The sequence below is a fragment of the Streptomyces sp. NRRL F-525 genome, from assembly GCF_000716605.1.
Classification (GTDB): Bacteria; Actinomycetota; Actinomycetes; order Streptomycetales; family Streptomycetaceae; genus Streptomyces.
The window spans coordinates 62015-77133 of sequence record NZ_JNXE01000015.1; the positions used below are offsets into that span (position 1 = coordinate 62015).

Below are 15119 nucleotides of genomic sequence, written 5' to 3' on the forward strand. Positions count from 1 at the left end.
CCCGGGGCGGGAGTCGACCGGCCGCCGGGTCAGCCGTTGGAGGCCGTACGCCCGAAGCAGCGCTCCAGCTCGTTCAGGTCGTAGAACTTGCTGCCCTTCGAGACGGGACGGCAGCCGGCCTTGAACGCTGTCTCCTTCTCGTTGTAGAGCATCCGCACGAGGTAGGTGCTGCCCTTGCGGAACACGTCCCACTGGATGTTGGAGCCGAGCGGCGCGACGGCCGCTCCCCGCCACGGGTTGCTGCCGTAGGTGTACGGCTTGGCGGTGGTGACGCCCTTCGTACTCCCCGGCAGGCCCATCAGCGCGGCCAGCGGGATGATCTCCTCGGCGTGGGTGAAGCGGAGTTCGGCGCCCAGGTCGCTCGTGCCGTCGCGCTTGGCCTCGGCCTTCTTGAAGAAGTCGTCGAGCAGGACGTTCGCCATCTTGTACGTGATGTCACTGTCCGCGAAGCCCGGCCCCTTCTCGTAGAAGTCCTCGGCGTCGGAGATGTACCCGAACCAGTCGGCGTCGCCCGCCGAGATGTACCGGTCCATGCCCCAGCCCTTGCCGCCCGGGCTCTCCTCGCTCATCGCGGGGGCGATGGCGTACAGGTTGTAGACGGCGGTGGCGGCCTCGACGTCGGTCCCGATCGACGCGAACTCGCCCGCCGTGATCCGGTCCACGAACGCCGGCTTGAACAGCTTCTTCAGTACGTCACGTGCCGCGCGGTGGGTCTTCGGCTGGTCGGTGACTGCCTTGAGGGTGGCCGCGAGGCGCTTGTCGTTGGCGATGTAGTCGCGGTAGGCGGCCCCGCCGTCGGCCTTGTGGAAGTACAGGAGGTCCTTGTCGGTACGGGTCGCGCCGATGAGGGAGGTCAGGTCGGGGTCGGTCTGCGCGAGCGCGGCGCCGTAGAGATTGGCACTGTCGACGGCACGCCCCTGCCCCGAACTGACGACATCGATGGGCTCCTTGTTCTCCGCGATCGACGCGAAGAGGGTCGGCAGCCGCTTCGCCATCCGTACGGCGGTGTCGTGGATCTCCTCCTTGCCGCGCGCGCTGAGGTCGCCGTACCCGACGGCACTCATGGCGGCTTCGAGCGCCTGCGCCTTGGGCCCGAACTCCAGCCCCTTCGCGGTGAGTTGGCCCTCGGCCTGCGCCTTGTCGAGCAGCGCGAGGATCAGATCGCCGTCCGAACTGTCGGTCGCGGAACGGGACCCGTGCCGCGACACGTTCTCGGTGAACACGGGGGTGAAACCGGCCGGGACCTTCTGGTACGAGCGGGAGTTCTGCTCCGGCTGGTACACGGCCTTGGTGCCGTAGCTGTCGGTGTGGGCGTTGCCGTTGCCGGGGGCGGCCTGGGCGGCGAACGGGGTGGCCAGCAGCGCGGATATGCCGAGGACCAGGGCGGGAGTGACACGTCTCATGAGGCGCATGTTTCGCGGGAGACGTGAACGGCAGGTGCACTGGGGGTGACTCCGAGGGCCTGGCTTTCGCGGCGTTTTGGCGGTGCTTTGTCGGCGCTTGTCGGCTGTGCGGGGGGTTGCTGGAGGCTGGGGGTAAATCTAACCGCTGTCCGCTCAGGTGACCGGTTAGAAATAACCACAGCCTGCGGGGAGTAGGCATGTTGTTCGGGCGCGTGGGTTCACGGGCGCAGTGTGCCGTCGGCCGGCGCGAACAGGTGGGCCATCGCCTGCCAGAGAGGCATCACGCGGGGGGTGGTGTGCGGAGTTCGCCGGGAGGGGGACGGCTGGGCGGCGCGGGCGGCCTTCGTGAGGGAGACGGCGGTGTGAGGCATGTCGGTTTCCTTCCGGCGAGTCGTTGACTTCGGCCTTGGCCTTTGACCTTGGCCTTGTGAGATCAACGATGCCGTCGCCGGGCCGCCGCCACGAGGGGGTGGGCTACCTGGTTGGGGGTGCAGCTGGCACCACCATCACGCCGTGCCGTGCAGAATGCACCGCATGTTCGGACCCGCCGCGCTCCAACGCCTGTCCCTGCCCGAGGAGTTCGCCCTGTTGTCGTACGGGGAGAACGGCAGGGTGCCCAACTCCGGTCAGACGGCGGCCGGTTGTGCGGCGGCGGAGCTGGGTGAACTGGCCCTGCGCAGACGGCTGTTGGTCAGGCCGCGGAAGACCAGAAAGCTGGGCGTCGAGATCTACCAGCTCCGCGGTGAGATCGAACTGTCGCCCAACACGGCCCGCACAGGCCTGGCTTGGGCGGACGACCTGCTGTCCGCGTTAGGGGCCCGCGCAGCCGGCCTCGCTCCCCGCCCTCTGACGGTGACCCGCTGGCTCAGGGAGCGCGGGCGGGAAGCGCTGGCATTCCACACAGATGCCCTCACCGAGCGAGGGGTGCTGCGCCACCGCCCCGGCACGCTCCTCACCAGAACCCGACATCACCCGGACCCGGTCCTCCGTACCGCCCTGCTCAACGGTGTCCGCGCCGTCCGTGCCGAACAGGTGCCGCTCGACGAACACATGCTGTTCCTCTGCGACTTGCTGGACGGCGCCGGGCTCACGAAGGACTTCGGGCTCACCCTGACCCGCCCGCAACGCCTCGAACGCGCCCGCGGCATCGGCGCGGCGGGCGCCCTCCCGGAAACCCTGCGGGACACGAGCACCGTGCTGGGCTTCTCGTTGCCGGGCCGGGAGGGCAGGACGATCACGATCGGGGACTGACTGCTGGGCGCCGGTGGCTAGTTGTCCTTGCGGGCCACCCCGCCGTAGATGCCGATCGGCGCGGCGCCGGGGGCCGGGGGCTCCTCGGGGCGCCAGTGGGTGACGCGGACCAGGCCCGGGTCGACGAGGGTGAAGTCGCCGAAGAAGTCCAGGACTTGGGCGTGCGTGCGGAGGTTGAGGGTGGCGGTGGCCCGGTTGTAGACGGAGGCCGCGTCGTGGCGGCCGTCCTCGTGGACGTCGCCCGTGGCGTGCGACAGCACGAGGTAGGAACCGGCCGGCAGCGCGTCGCGCAGGGTGGCGACGATGCCGTAGGGGTCGTCGCCGTCGTCGGACAGGAAGTGGACGACGGCGACGAGCAGGACCGCGACCGGCTGGTCGAAGTCGATGGCCTTGCGGACCTCGGGGTGGTCGAGGATCGAGCGGGGGTCGCGCAGGTCGGCCAGGATGACGGAGGTGTCGGTGTCCTCCATGAGGGCCATCGAGTGCGTGCTGACGATCGGGTCGTTGTCGACGTAGACGATCCGCGTGTCCGGGGCGATGGCGTGCGCGATCTGGTGCACGTTCGGCTCGGTGGGCAGGCCGGTGCCGATGTCGAGGATCTGGCGCACCCCGCCCTCCTCGACGACGTGCCGGACGGCCCGGTGCATGAAGCGCCGGTTGGCCCGCACGCCCTCCCGCACCTCCGGCGCCGCCTTGATGAACTGCTCGGCGGCCTCCCGGTCGACCTCGTAGTTGTCCTTGCCGCCGAGGAAGTAGTCGTACATCCGGGCCGGGTGGGGCTTGCTGGTGTCGATGATCAGTGGCTGCGCGCCACTGCCGTCCCCGCTGGGAGAGGTCATGAGGCCAGGCTCCGTCTTGAAGAGTCGCTGTCAGATCATCATCCTGACACGCCTGCCGCCGGGGTCAGGGCCACACCGGGCAATACGGTTCCCGAAGTTCCCGTCGGTCGTAGGGCGACTTCCGCGAGACCGTCAGGCCGACGCCCCGGGGGATGGCGCGAGTGCCGTGATCTCGCCGGAGCCCCGCTCGATCAGCCGGGTCGGGATGGTGACGGCGCGGGTGGGTGACCGGTCGTCGTCCAGTCTGCGGAAGAGCATCTCGGCGGCTGTCCTGCCCAGTTGCTCGACGTCCTGGGCGATGACGGAGATCCCCGGGCTGAGGAGGTCGGCCAGGGGGAAGTCGTCGAAGCCCACGTGGGCGACGGTGTTCTGCAGGCCGAGGGCGCGCAGGGCTCGTACGGCTCCGATGGTGACGAGGTTCTGGCTGGTGAACAGGGCGGTGGGCGGGTTCGGCAGCGCCAGGAGCTGCCGGGTCGCGGCGATCGCGGATTCCTCGCTGGCCCCCGCGTGCCGGACGATCCCGTCGTCGTACTCGATGTGCCCGACTTCCAGGGCGTGCCGGTAGCCGTCGAAGCGCTGGGCGGCGGTGGAGATGGTCGCGCGGTCGCCGAGGTAGGCGATGCGGCGGTGGCCGGCCTTCAGCAGGTGGTTGACGGCGGTGAGGGCGCCCTGCCGGTTGTCGGAGACGACGGTGTCCGCGTCGAGCAGGCTGGGCTCGCGGTCGACGAAGACCATGCGGGTGCCCGACCGCTGCTCGCTGATCAGATAGCTGTGGTCACGGCCGGCCGGCACGATCACCAGGCCGTCGACCCGCCGGTCGATCAGAGCGCGGGCCAACTCCCGTTCCCGCGCCGGGTCTTCGTCCAGGCTGCCGACCAGCACGAGCACTCCGCGCTCGCGCGCCACGTTCTCGACGGTGCGGCTCAGGGCCGCCGAGAAGGGGTTCGCCGAGTCCTCGACGAGCATCCCGATCGTGGCCGTACGGCCGTCCCCGCGGCGCAGGCTGCTGGCGGTCAGGTTCGGCCGGTAGCCCAGTTTGTCGGCCGCGTCACGCACCCGGGCGACGATGGCCGGATCGACGGTGGGCACCTCGTTGACCACGCGGGAGACCGTCTTGATGGCGACGCCTGCCAGTGCCGCCACCTCACGCATGGTGGGGCGGCTGCGCGGGGACGGCGACGGCGGCTCGCCCAGGGTCATCGTTGTCTCCAACTGATTCCGCGTTACCGACTCGTTGCCGACGCATGTTTACCAGTGTCTTGACGCGCTCGTCCATACGGGCCCACTATCCCGTCGAGTCAACGTTGTCTCAGCGTCGACCAAGGGCCGGCTCGAAAGGGATCACGCCATGAACCTCTCCTCCACCCAGATATCCGGCCTCCGCAGTCGGCGCACCCGGGCGGCAGCCGTCGGCGTCACCATCTGCCTCGGCGCCACCCTCGCGGCCTGCGGTTCCTCCGACTCGGGCTCCTCGTCGTCCGGCAGCGGGAAGGTGGGTGTGTCACTGATCCTGAAGACGCTGAGCAACCCGTACTTCGTGAGCATGGAGAAGGACGCCAAGACGCAGGCCACCAAGGACAAGGTGAGCCTCACGGTCGCGGCGGGCACGTCGGACGGCGACACCCAGACCCAGATCACCGCCATCGACAACGCCGTCTCGCGCGGCGACAAGGGCATCCTGATCACCACCAACGGCGACGCGGTGAACACCGCGCTGAAGCGTGCCAAGCAGGCCGGCCTCTTCGTGATCGCCCTGGACACCGCGCCCAACCCGGCGAACGTCGCGGACATCACCTACGCCACCGACAACGAGCAGGCGGGCAAGCTCGACGGCCAGTACGCGGCGGCGGCCCTGAACGGCAAGCCCGCGGTCATCGCCATGCTCGACCTGTTCAACAACCAGGTCGTCTCGGTGGACATCGACCGCGACCACGGCTTCCTGGAGGGCATGGGCATCGACCCGGGCAGCAAGACCGAGAACGGCAAGGAGGCCAAGTCCGGGAAGTACACCGGCGGTTCGGGCGGCACGTACAAGATCGCCTGTCACCAGCCGACCCAGGGCGCCATCGACGGCGGACGCACCGCGATGGAGAACTGCCTGTCGGCCAACCCGGACATCAACGTGGTCTACGCGATCAACGAACCGGCGGGCGAGGGCGCGTACAACGCGCTGAAGGCGGCGAACAAGGAGAAGAGCGTCGCGATCTACGCGATCGACGGCAGCTGCTCGGGCCTGAAGAACGTCACCAGCGGCAAGTTCGCGGCCGACGCCGTGCAGTACCCGGGGAAGATGGCGGCCCTCGGCGTCAGCTCCATCGCGAAACTGGCCCGCGGCGGCAGCAAGCCCAGCGTCACCAACGGCAAGTCGTTCTACGACACCGGCACGGCGCTGGTCGCCGCGAAGGCCCTCGGCGGGCTGACGGTCCAGTCGCCGACGCAGGCCGCTTCCGCGTGCTGGGGGAGCTGATCCGGTCGGCCGGGTGGGCTGCCCCGTACAAGTACCGGCAGCCCACGCGCATCACACGAGCCCACCAGTCGTATGAAGGCCCGCACGAGGGACAGAACCGGAAGGACCCCCTGTGACCACCCACGTGGACAGTGAAGCCACACCGGCGCCGGCGGAGGACTTCCTCAACCGGCCCGCCACGCCGGCCCAGCGCATCCAGTCGGTGCTGCACCGTCAGCCCGCCCTCAGCCCGGCGATCGTCCTGGTGCTCGCCGCCATCGTGTTCTCCCTCGTCAACGACCGCTTCTACGCGCTGCAGAACCTGTCGCTCGTCGCCCAACAGGTGGCCGTCATCGGCTCGTTGGCCGTAGGCCAGACCGTCATCATCCTCACGGCCGGCATCGACCTGTCCATCGGCGCGGTCATGGTGCTGGCCTCGCTGCTGATGTCGAAGCTCGTCGCGGACAACGGCGTGCCGGGCGTGCTCGCCCTGCTCGCGGGAGCGGCCGTAGCCATCGCCGCGCAGGCCGTCAACGGGCTGCTGGTGACGAAGATCAAGCTGCCGCCGTTCATCGTCACGCTCGGCACCCTCAGCATCTTCACCGCCATCACGCTCATCTACGCCAAGGGCCAGACCGTCTCGCTGCAGCCCGGCAACATCCTCATGTGGAGCGCGGACACGGTCTCCATAGGGCAGTTGAACCTGACCACCGGCGTCCTGCTCATGATCGCCCTGTACGCGGTGATCGGCTACGCGCTGCGCTACACCGCCTGGGGCCGCCACCTGTACGCCGTCGGCGACGACATCGAGGCCGCCCGCCTCGCCGGCATCTCCGTCAACCGGGTGCTGCTGAGCGCGTATGTGGTCGGCGGGTTCGCCATCGCGGTGGGCGCCTGGATCCTGGTCGGCCGGGTCGGCGGCGGCGACCCGAACAGCGGCCTCAACGCCAACCTGCAGTCCATCACCGCCGTCGTCATCGGCGGCACCAGTCTGTTCGGCGGACGGGGCGTGGTGCTCGGCTCGCTGATCGGCGCGCTCATCGTCCAGGTCTTCGTCAACGGTCTGGCGCTGGCCGGGATCGACCCCAACTACCAAGTCCTGACGGTCGGCGTGCTGGTGATCGCGGCTGTCTCCGTCGACCAGTGGATAAGGAGTGTGAAGTCATGACGACTGCCCCCGCCACCACCCCCGCCCCTGTTCTTGAGGCCAAGGGCTTGGTCAAGGTCTTCGGCCGGGTCGTCGGCCTGAACGACGTCGACCTCACCCTCTACCCCGGCGAGGTCCTCGCCGTCATCGGCGACAACGGCGCCGGCAAGTCCACCCTGATCAAGTGCCTCTCCGGGGCGCTCGTCCCGGACCAGGGCAGCATCCTGGTCGACGGCACCGAGGTGAACTTCAAACGCCCGCAGGACGCCCGCGAGGCCGGCATCGAGACCGTCTACCAGACCCTCGCCGTGGCCCCGGCGCTGGACATCGCGAGCAACCTGTTCCTCGCCCGCGAGATACGCCGCAAGGGTGTGCTCGGCTCGGTGTTCCGCATGCTCGACACCGGCGAGATGAAGCGTCAGGCGGCCGACCACATCAAGCGGTTGGGCATCAGCACCCTGCAGAACATCAACCAGGCCGTGGAGACACTCTCCGGCGGCCAGCGCCAGTCGGTGGCCGTGGCCCGGGCGGGCGCGTTCGGCGGCCGGGTCGTCATCCTCGACGAACCCACCGCCGCGCTGGGCGTCCGCGAGACCGGCCAGGTCCTCAAACTCGTCCGCGACCTGCGCGACCAGGGCCTCGGCGTCATCCTGATCAGCCACAACATGCCCAACGTCTTCGACGTGGCCGACCGCATCCACATCCAGCGCCTCGGCGGCCGCGCCGGGGTCATCACCCCGCAGTCCCACTCGATGGAGGACGCGGTGGCCATCATGACGGGGGCGAAGAAGCTTGTTCCGGAAGCCGGGTGACGGGGCGTGGCGGGGGTGAGGAGGCTCGTTCCGGAGGTCGGGTGACGGGCCGTGGCGAGGGTGAAGAAGCTGCTCCCGGAAGTCGGGTGGCAGACAGGGGCGCCACGGCCGACACGTACCGGATCACCGAAGGCCGCCTCGGCGACGAACCCACCGTGACCGTCTCCGCACCGGACGGCTCCGTGCGCGTAGTCCTCGCCCTGCGCGGGGCGACGCTGCTGAGCTGGCAGGTCGCACGCGGAGCGGCCGGCCAGCCCACCGAACTGACCGAACTGACGGACGGCTATCGCGACGAGGCGGAACTGCTCTCGCAGGACGGCGTACGGGCGGGCCTGCTCGCCCCGTTCTCCAACCGTGTCGCCGACGGCCGCTACCACTACGGCGGCCGCGACCACGACCTGCTCCCCGGCCGCGTCGGGGACCGCACGGTCTACCACGGCTTCGCGCGCGAGGCGCCGTTCCGGCTCGTCGGGGCCACCACGACGGCCGACTCCGCGCGGCTGCTGCTGCGCAGCACGAGCATCAGACCGGACAGGCACCCCGGTTACCCCTTCGCGCTCGACCTCGACGTGGAGTACACGATCGGCCGCCGCGAGCTGGGCATCGCGATCAGGGCGACGAACGTAGGGGAGACCACGGCCCCCTACGCATCGGGCTGGCACCCCTACTTCACTCTCTCCCGCCCCGTCGACGACCTGGTCCTGCAGATCCCCGCCCACACCTTGATCCGCACCGATGCCTCCCTCATCCCCCTGCCCGGAAAGGAGGCCCTGCTGCCCCTGGACCGCTGCCCCGACCTGGACTTCCGTACGCCCAGGAGGCTCGGCGACGCGGTCATCGACGCCTGCTTCGCGGACCTGGCCCCCGGACCCGGCGGCCGGACCGAGACGGTACTGGGCGACCCCGCGACCGGAGCCGAACTCCGGGTGTGGCAGCACGGCGGCTACCTGCACGTCTTCACCGGTGACACCCTGGCCCGCGACCGGCGCGCCTCCATCGCCCTGGAACCCGTCGAGGCCCCCACCGACGCCTACAACCGCCCCGAACACGCCAACACCCTGTCCCTGGAGCCGGGTCGGCAGCGGGAGTTCCGCTTCGGGGTCACGTACCGGCCCTCGACGCGCTGAGCTGTCGCCCGAGGGCCCCTACCGGGACATGCTCCTACCGGGACATGCAAAAGGCGGGGTCCGAGAACCCCGCCCACACACCACGAACCCTCACCTCACGGCCACACCAGGCAATAAGGCTGATGCCCCGCCTCATGCAACCGATGGCTGAAGTCCTGCCACTCGTGCAGCAGTTGGTACACATTGAACGCGTCCCGAGGCCCACCCCGGTCCGGCACCGTCGACCAGATGAACGCCGCCGCGCCGACCGCCTCCTCGCCGATTCCGCGGAGCGGGTCGACGACCGTCATCGGGAGTTTGACGACGGCGTAGTCGGGGTGGAGGACGACCAGTTCCAGCGGGGGCACCTTGTTGAGCGGGACGCCCTCGATGCCGGTGAGGACCATCGCGGCCATCGTCTCCGGCTTGATCTTGGTGAACATGCCGTTCATCCCGAGCTCGTCGCCGCCGAGTTCCTCGGGGCGCATCGAGATCGGGACGCGGGCCGCGGTCGCGCCGTCGGGCGCGCCGAAGTATTTGTACGTCACCCCCACCCGACCACCATTCCTGCTCCCCGCCCGCAACTGATCGATCCGACGTTCGATACGTCGCTCATCCCGATCCGACTCACCCGAAACCGAACCCGATCCCGATCCCGAACCAGATCCCATGCCGGGTCCCGATCCCGATCCCGAACTCGCGCCCGCACCGGGACCCAGGCCCGATCCGGGCCCGCCCCGCCGTGCCTCGGCGGCTTCCTCCTCGTCGCGCCGGTGCTTCCCCCGCCGGGCACGCCGAGGACCCAGGTCGTCAGTCCCCTCGCCCAGTCCGCCACCGCGATGCATATCTCCACCCGACTGCTTTTCCAGGACGCGTGACCCTCGCCGCGCAACCCGATCATCGTGTCAGTGACCTCCCCCACGGCCGCCCGCCGAAACGTGCGCTGAAACACCTGTCCGCAGGATCTGCGCAAGCCCTGAACACCGTCGCCCGCATGAGCTGTGTGTGTCTGTGTGTATCAGGTCCCAGTCTCGCAGACGGGTGGGGGCCCCTGCCCGGTCTCCCGCCGCCTACCCTGAGGAGGTCACTGAGTCGCCGGAGCCCAAGAACAGCGGGAAGTCCCGGAAGTCCCAGAAGTCCGAGAAGCCGGAGAAGTCGCAGGTCATGACCGAAACGCCCAGCGGAACCAGCGAAACGCCCAGCGGAGGGGCGAGCGGAGCGCCGCACGCCCTGCCCTATCCCTACGACGCCCCCGTCTCGCAGGCTCTCTTCGACCGTGCGTCGGTCGTCACACCCGGCGGCGTGAACTCCCCGGTGCGCGCCTTCCGCGCCGTCGGCGGCACGCCCCGGTTCATGGTCTCCGGCAACGGCCCCTATCTGACGGACGCGGACGGGCGCGAGTACGTCGACCTCGTCTGCTCCTGGGGTCCCATGATCCTCGGGCACTCGCAGCCCGAGGTCATCGCCGCCGTCCACGACGCCGTCTCGCGCGGCACCTCCTTCGGCACCCCCGGCGAGGGCGAGGTCGCGCTCGCCGAGGAGATCGTCGCCCGCGTCGAGCCCGTGCAGCAGGTGCGGCTCGTCAGCAGCGGTACCGAGGCGACCATGTCCGCCATCCGGCTCGCCCGCGGGTTCACCGGGCGGCCCAAGGTCATCAAGTTCGCCGGGTGTTACCACGGTCACGTCGACGCCCTTCTCGCCGCCGCGGGCAGTGGCGTTGCCACCTTCGCGCTGCCCGACACCCCCGGCGTCACCGGCGCCCAGGCCGGCGACACGATCGTCCTGCCGTACAACGACCTCGAAGCCGTCAACGAGGCCTTCCACCGGCATCCCGGTGAGATCGCCTGCGTCATCACGGAGGCCTCGCCCGGGAACATGGGCGTCGTGCCGCCCGTCGCCGGGTTCAACCAGGGGCTGAAGGACGCCTGCCGTAAGAACGGTGCCCTCTTCATCTCCGACGAGGTCATGACCGGGTTCCGGACCAGCAGGGCCGGGTGGTTCGGGATCGACGGGGTCACTCCCGATCTCATGACCTTCGGCAAGGTGATGGGCGGCGGTTTCCCCGCCGCCGCGTTCGGCGGGCGCGCCGACATCATGGCCCACCTCGCCCCCGCCGGGCCCGTCTACCAGGCCGGCACCCTCTCCGGTAACCCGGTCGCGACCGCCGCCGGCCTCGCCCAGCTGCGGCTCCTCGACGACGCGGCCTACGACACGATCGACGCCGTGTCCGCGCAGATCCAGTCGCTCGTCACCGAGGCGCTCACCAAGGAAGGCGTCGCGCACCGGATCCAGAACGCCTCCAACATGTTCTCCGTGTTCTTCACCGACCGGAGCGTGCGCAACTACGAGGACGCCAAGGCGCAGGAGTCGTACCGCTTCACCGCGTTCTTCCACTCGATGCTGGCGAGCGGGGTCTATCTGCCGCCCTCGTCCTTCGAGTCCTGGTTCGTGTCCACGGCCCACGACGAAGGGGCCATCCAGCGGATCGCCGACGCCCTCCCGGCGGCGGCCCGAGCGGCGGCGGAGGCCACCCGATGACCAGCAGTGACACCGACATCACCGTCGTCCATGTGATGCGGCACGGCGAAGTCGCCAACCCGGAAGGGGTGTTGTACGGCCGCCTGCCCGGCTACCACCTCTCCGAGCTGGGCCGGCAGATGGCCGACCGGGTCGCCGAGCACCTCTCCTCCCGCGATGTCACCCACGTCGTCGCCTCCCCGCTGGAGCGCGCGCAGGAGACCGCCACGCCGATCGCCAAGGCGCACGGGCTCGACCTCGGGACCGACGGGCGGCTCATCGAGGCCGACAACGTCTTCCAGGGCAAGACCTTCGGGGTCGGCGACGGCGCGCTGAAGAAGCCCGACAACTGGAAGTACCTCGTCAACCCGTTCAAGCCGTCGTGGGGCGAGCCCTACGTCGACCAGGTCGTCCGCATGGTGGCCGCGCTGGACGCCGCCAAGGACGCCGCGCGCGGTCACGAGGCGGTGCTGGTCAGCCATCAGCTGCCGATCTGGATCGTGCGGTCGTACGTCGAGCGGCGGCGGCTGTGGCACGACCCGCGCAAGCGGCAGTGCACGCTCGCGTCGCTGACGACCTTCACGTACCGCGGCGACAAGATCGTGTCCGTCGGCTACACCGAGCCGGCCCGCGATCTCGTCCCGGCCCATCTCCTCGCCGGCGCGAAGCCCGTCAAGGGCAAGGACAAAGCGTTCGGCGCCTGACAAACACGGGGTGACCACTCGTCAGGGGCAGGGCTCGTGACAGCTCTGTGACATTTGTTTCGCAACCCACATCGTTCACGGCGAACTTTCTTGTCCGTCGCGTCCTCTCACAGGTAGACCACAGAGGACGCGACGGATGGGGAAGCAATGCGGAGTCTCACTCGACGAGGAGCGCTCGGAGTCGGTGCGGGCGCCGCGGCGGCCGTAGGACTCGCGGGGTGCGGGACGCTCGGCTCGGACGGGTCGAAGTCCTCCTCGGGCGGTTCCGGGAAGGGCTCCTCCGGCGGTCCCACCAAGTCCATGGAGCCCCGGGCCAAGCCCATCGGTGACGGCTCCACCTCCTTCACCGGCGCCCAGCCCAAGCAGCCCACCAAGCCCGTGCCGCTGGAGCCGGGGCAGACCCCGCCGCAGTTCGTGATCTTCTCCTGGGACGGCGCGGGCGAGGTGGGCAACGGCCTGTTCCCGCGCTTCCTCGACCTCGCCAAGCAGCACGGCGCGAGCATGACCTTCTTCCTCTCCGGCATCTATCTGCTGCCCGAGTCGAAGAAGCGCCTGTACAACCCGCCGAACAACCCGCGCGGCGCCTCCGACATCGGCTACCTCACCGACGAACACGTCAAGGCGACCCTGACCAACGTCCGCCGCGCGTGGCTCGAAGGCCACGAGATAGGCACCCACTTCAACGGCCATTTCTGCTCCGGCTACGGCACGGTCGGCAACTGGACGCCCCAGCAGTGGCGCAGCGAGATCGACCAGGCCAAGTCCTTCGTCAAGGAGTGGCGCACCAACACCGGCTGGCACGACCTGCCGTCCCTGCCCTTCGACTACGAGAAGGAGCTCGTCGGCGGCCGCACCCCCTGCCTGCTGGGCCAGGACAACCTGCTGCCCACCGCCCGCTCGCTGGGCTGGCGCTACGACGCCTCCTCGCCCGGCGGCCGCCAGGTCTGGCCCGTGAAGCGCAACGGCGTCTGGGACTACCCCCTCCAGGCGGTCCCCTTCCCCGGGCACAGCTTCGAGGTCCTCTCGATGGACTACAACATGCTGGCCAACCAGTCGGTCAACTCCACCAACGCGCCCGCCTACAACTACCCGGGCTGGCGTACCCAGGCCGCGCAGGCCTACATCTCCGGCTTCCAGCGCGCGTACGAGTCCAACCGCGCCCCCTTCTTCATCGGCAACCACTTCGAGCACTGGAACGGCGGCATCTACATGGACGCCGTCGAGCAGGCCTTCAAGCACATCGCCCAGCTGAAGGAGAAGGGCGAGGACGTACGGCTCGTCTCCTTCAAGCAGTTCACCGACTGGATCGACGTGCAGAAGCCCGAGGTGCTGGCCCAGTTGCGCACCCTCGATGTCGGCCAGGCACCGGCCGGCGGCTGGAAGTCCTTCCTGGCCGCGAGCCCGAGCAGTTCCTCGTCGGCCACCGGAAGCGCTGCCTGAAACGTCGCCTGAAATGCGGGTTTCCGCCCGTGAGGGGGGCGCGCAAGATCCCCAGAACGGGCATGCGAAACTTTTCACATGAGTGCCGCCAGCCGCGCCCGTAGCCGCGCCGTCCTGTCGACCGCCGGTGTAGCCGTCGCCGCGTTGGTGCTGTCCGCGTGCAGTTCCGGAGGCACCTCCGGAGGTTCGGGCAACACCAACTTCATCACCGGCTCCGACGGCATCGCGACCGTCAAGAAGGGCGACCGCCAGGCCGCCCCCGACCTGTCCGGCAAGACCATCGACGGCAAGACCCTGAGCACCGCCGACTACAAGGGCAAGGTCCTCGTCGTCAACGTGTGGGGCTCCTGGTGCTCCCCGTGCCGCGCCGAGGCGGACAACCTCGTCCAGGTCGCGAAGGCCACCGCGGACAAGGACGTCCAGTTCGTCGGCCTCAACACCCGTGACACCAGCACCGAACCGGCCGTCGCCTTCGAGAAGAAGTACGCCGTCCCGTACCCGAGTCTCTACGACCCGACGGGCCGGCTGATGCTCCGCTTCAAGAAGGGCACGCTCAACCCGCAGGCCATCCCCTCCACGATCGTCATCGACCGGGACGGCAAGATCGCGGCGCGGGCCCTCCAGGCACTCAGCGAGGACAAGCTCCGCGAGATGCTCGACCCGGTCATCGCGGAGAAGTGAGCTGACGTGCTGCTTGCCGCCGCATCCACGGGCCTGAACCACACGGTCTACGACGGGGCCCTGCTGCTCGCGCTGCCGATCGCCGTGCTCGGCGGACTCGTCTCCTTCTTCTCCCCGTGCGTCCTGCCGCTCGTCCCCGGCTACCTCTCCTACGTCACCGGCGTCAGCGGCACCGACCTGGGCGAGGCCCGGCGCGGCCGGATGGTCGCGGGTGCCTCCCTGTTCGTCCTCGGTTTCACCGTCGTGTTCGTGTCGGGCGGGGCGCTGTTCGGGTACTTCGGGCAGACGCTGCAGGAGAACCAGGACGTCCTGTCCAAGACGCTGGGCGTGCTCATGATCCTCATGGGCGTGTTCTTCATGGGGATGATGCCCTGGCTGACCCAGCGTGAGTTCCGCTTCCACAAGCGGCCGACGACCGGCTTGATAGGCGCTCCGCTGCTGGGTGCGCTGTTCGGTATCGGCTGGACGCCGTGCGTCGGCCCCACCCTCGCGTCCGTGCAGGCGCTCTCCATGACCCAGGCGGGTGCCGGTCGCGGCGCCATACTGACCGTCGCGTACTGTCTCGGCCTGGGTGTCCCCTTCGTCCTCACCGCGGTCGCGTTCCGCAAGGCGCTCGGTGCCTTCGGCTGGGTCAAGCGCCACTATGTCTGGGTGATGCGCGTCGGCGGCACCATGATGATCGTGACCGGCGTGCTGCTGCTCACCGGCGCCTGGGACGCGCTGGTGCAGGACATGCAGGGCTGGTCCGACGGCTTCACTGTAGGGATCTGATC

General features: G+C 69.4%; 15 protein-coding genes. 10 read left to right on the plus strand and 5 right to left on the minus strand.

Annotation, left to right across the window (positions count from 1 at the left end):
• Window positions 1-29: 29 nt before the first annotated feature.
• Together OO69_RS22015 and OO69_RS51970 are read right to left on the minus strand one after the other, a co-directional pair.
• Complete coding sequence (locus OO69_RS22015) at window positions 30-1403, minus strand: histidine-type phosphatase (protein WP_033282576.1); 1374 nt, start codon at window positions 1401-1403, stop codon at window positions 30-32.
• A 218-nt stretch (window positions 1404-1621) separates the two neighbouring features.
• Complete coding sequence (locus OO69_RS51970; protein WP_158713410.1) at window positions 1622-1774, minus strand: hypothetical protein; 153 nt, start codon at window positions 1772-1774, stop codon at window positions 1622-1624.
• A 163-nt stretch (window positions 1775-1937) separates the two neighbouring features.
• Between OO69_RS51970 and OO69_RS22020 the strand changes: the two genes are divergently transcribed.
• Window positions 1938-2654: a GPP34 family phosphoprotein gene (locus OO69_RS22020; protein WP_234444500.1), complete on the plus strand. Its 717-nt coding sequence runs from the start codon at window positions 1938-1940 to the stop codon at window positions 2652-2654.
• A 17-nt stretch (window positions 2655-2671) separates the two neighbouring features.
• Here the strand turns inward: OO69_RS22020 and OO69_RS22025 are convergent, their stop codons facing one another.
• Together OO69_RS22025 and OO69_RS22030 are read right to left on the minus strand one after the other, a co-directional pair.
• On the minus strand, window positions 2672-3493 hold the full coding sequence (locus tag OO69_RS22025) for an SAM-dependent methyltransferase (protein WP_033282452.1): 822 nt from the start codon (window positions 3491-3493) through the stop codon (window positions 2672-2674).
• A gap of 132 nt (window positions 3494-3625) precedes the next feature.
• Window positions 3626-4693, minus strand: coding sequence for a LacI family DNA-binding transcriptional regulator (locus tag OO69_RS22030; protein ID WP_033282453.1), 1068 nt, complete (start codon window positions 4691-4693; stop codon window positions 3626-3628).
• 148 nt (window positions 4694-4841) lie between these two features.
• Here OO69_RS22030 and OO69_RS22035 point away from each other — a divergent pair, with 148 nt between their 5' ends.
• The 4 genes from OO69_RS22035 to OO69_RS22050 all read left to right on the plus strand — a co-directional run bounded on the left by OO69_RS22035 (window position 4842) and on the right by OO69_RS22050 (window position 9025).
• A complete protein-coding gene (locus OO69_RS22035) occupies window positions 4842-5960 on the plus strand; it encodes a substrate-binding domain-containing protein (RefSeq protein ID WP_051801146.1) in 1119 nt (372 codons plus the stop codon).
• A 112-nt stretch (window positions 5961-6072) separates the two neighbouring features.
• A complete protein-coding gene (locus OO69_RS22040) occupies window positions 6073-7107 on the plus strand; it encodes an ABC transporter permease (protein WP_051801147.1) in 1035 nt (344 codons plus the stop codon).
• The gene (locus OO69_RS22045) at window positions 7104-7898 is read left to right on the plus strand and encodes an ATP-binding cassette domain-containing protein (RefSeq protein ID WP_033282454.1); all 795 of its coding nucleotides are present in this window, start codon (window positions 7104-7106) and stop codon (window positions 7896-7898) included. Before OO69_RS22040 ends, OO69_RS22045 begins: the two co-directional genes overlap by 4 nt.
• 86 nt (window positions 7899-7984) lie before the next feature.
• Window positions 7985-9025 carry an aldose 1-epimerase gene (locus OO69_RS22050; protein WP_051801148.1) on the plus strand — a complete coding sequence of 347 codons (1041 nt, stop codon included), beginning with the start codon at window positions 7985-7987 and terminating at the stop codon, window positions 9023-9025.
• A gap of 95 nt (window positions 9026-9120) precedes the next feature.
• Here the strand turns inward: OO69_RS22050 and OO69_RS22055 are convergent, their stop codons facing one another.
• Window positions 9121-9558 (minus strand): hypothetical protein, encoded by a 438-nt coding sequence (locus OO69_RS22055; protein WP_019061278.1) that lies wholly within the window; start codon window positions 9556-9558, stop codon window positions 9121-9123.
• 676 nt (window positions 9559-10234) lie between these two features.
• Between OO69_RS22055 and hemL the strand changes: the two genes are divergently transcribed.
• The 5 genes from hemL to OO69_RS22080 all read left to right on the plus strand — a co-directional run bounded on the left by hemL (window position 10235) and on the right by OO69_RS22080 (window position 15117).
• Window positions 10235-11542: a glutamate-1-semialdehyde 2,1-aminomutase gene (gene hemL / locus OO69_RS22060; protein ID WP_033282580.1), complete on the plus strand. Its 1308-nt coding sequence runs from the start codon at window positions 10235-10237 to the stop codon at window positions 11540-11542.
• Window positions 11539-12225, plus strand: a complete 687-nt coding sequence (locus tag OO69_RS22065; RefSeq protein WP_033282455.1) for a histidine phosphatase family protein — start codon at window positions 11539-11541, stop codon at window positions 12223-12225. The genes hemL and OO69_RS22065 overlap by 4 nt, the downstream gene beginning before the upstream one ends.
• A 147-nt stretch (window positions 12226-12372) precedes the next feature.
• Window positions 12373-13665, plus strand: a complete 1293-nt coding sequence (locus OO69_RS22070; protein ID WP_033282456.1) for a lipoprotein — start codon at window positions 12373-12375, stop codon at window positions 13663-13665.
• A gap of 78 nt (window positions 13666-13743) precedes the next feature.
• Window positions 13744-14346 carry a TlpA family protein disulfide reductase gene (locus OO69_RS22075; protein WP_033282457.1) on the plus strand — a complete coding sequence of 201 codons (603 nt, stop codon included), beginning with the start codon at window positions 13744-13746 and terminating at the stop codon, window positions 14344-14346.
• 9 nt (window positions 14347-14355) lie between these two features.
• On the plus strand, window positions 14356-15117 hold the full coding sequence (locus tag OO69_RS22080; RefSeq protein WP_033282581.1) for a cytochrome c biogenesis CcdA family protein: 762 nt from the start codon (window positions 14356-14358) through the stop codon (window positions 15115-15117).
• Window positions 15118-15119: the final 2 nt, after the last annotated feature.

Bases quoted from the DNA above. Each gene is read 5' to 3' on its own strand.
- OO69_RS22025 (WP_033282452.1), bottom strand. From the start codon at position 3,493: ATGACCTCTCCCAGCGGGGACGGCAGTGGCGCGCAGCCACTGATCATC.
- OO69_RS22075 (WP_033282457.1), top strand. From the start codon at position 13,744: ATGAGTGCCGCCAGCCGCGCCCGTAGCCGCGCCGTCCTGTCGACCGCC.
- OO69_RS22045 (WP_033282454.1), top strand. From the start codon at position 7,104: ATGACGACTGCCCCCGCCACCACCCCCGCCCCTGTTCTTGAGGCCAAG.
- OO69_RS22020 (WP_234444500.1), top strand. From the start codon at position 1,938: ATGTTCGGACCCGCCGCGCTCCAACGCCTGTCCCTGCCCGAGGAGTTC.
- OO69_RS22015 (WP_033282576.1), bottom strand. From the start codon at position 1,403: ATGAGACGTGTCACTCCCGCCCTGGTCCTCGGCATATCCGCGCTGCTG.
- OO69_RS22035 (WP_051801146.1), top strand. From the start codon at position 4,842: ATGAACCTCTCCTCCACCCAGATATCCGGCCTCCGCAGTCGGCGCACC.
- OO69_RS22030 (WP_033282453.1), bottom strand. From the start codon at position 4,693: ATGACCCTGGGCGAGCCGCCGTCGCCGTCCCCGCGCAGCCGCCCCACC.
- OO69_RS22070 (WP_033282456.1), top strand. From the start codon at position 12,373: ATGCGGAGTCTCACTCGACGAGGAGCGCTCGGAGTCGGTGCGGGCGCC.
- OO69_RS51970 (WP_158713410.1), bottom strand. From the start codon at position 1,774: ATGCCTCACACCGCCGTCTCCCTCACGAAGGCCGCCCGCGCCGCCCAG.
- OO69_RS22065 (WP_033282455.1), top strand. From the start codon at position 11,539: ATGACCAGCAGTGACACCGACATCACCGTCGTCCATGTGATGCGGCAC.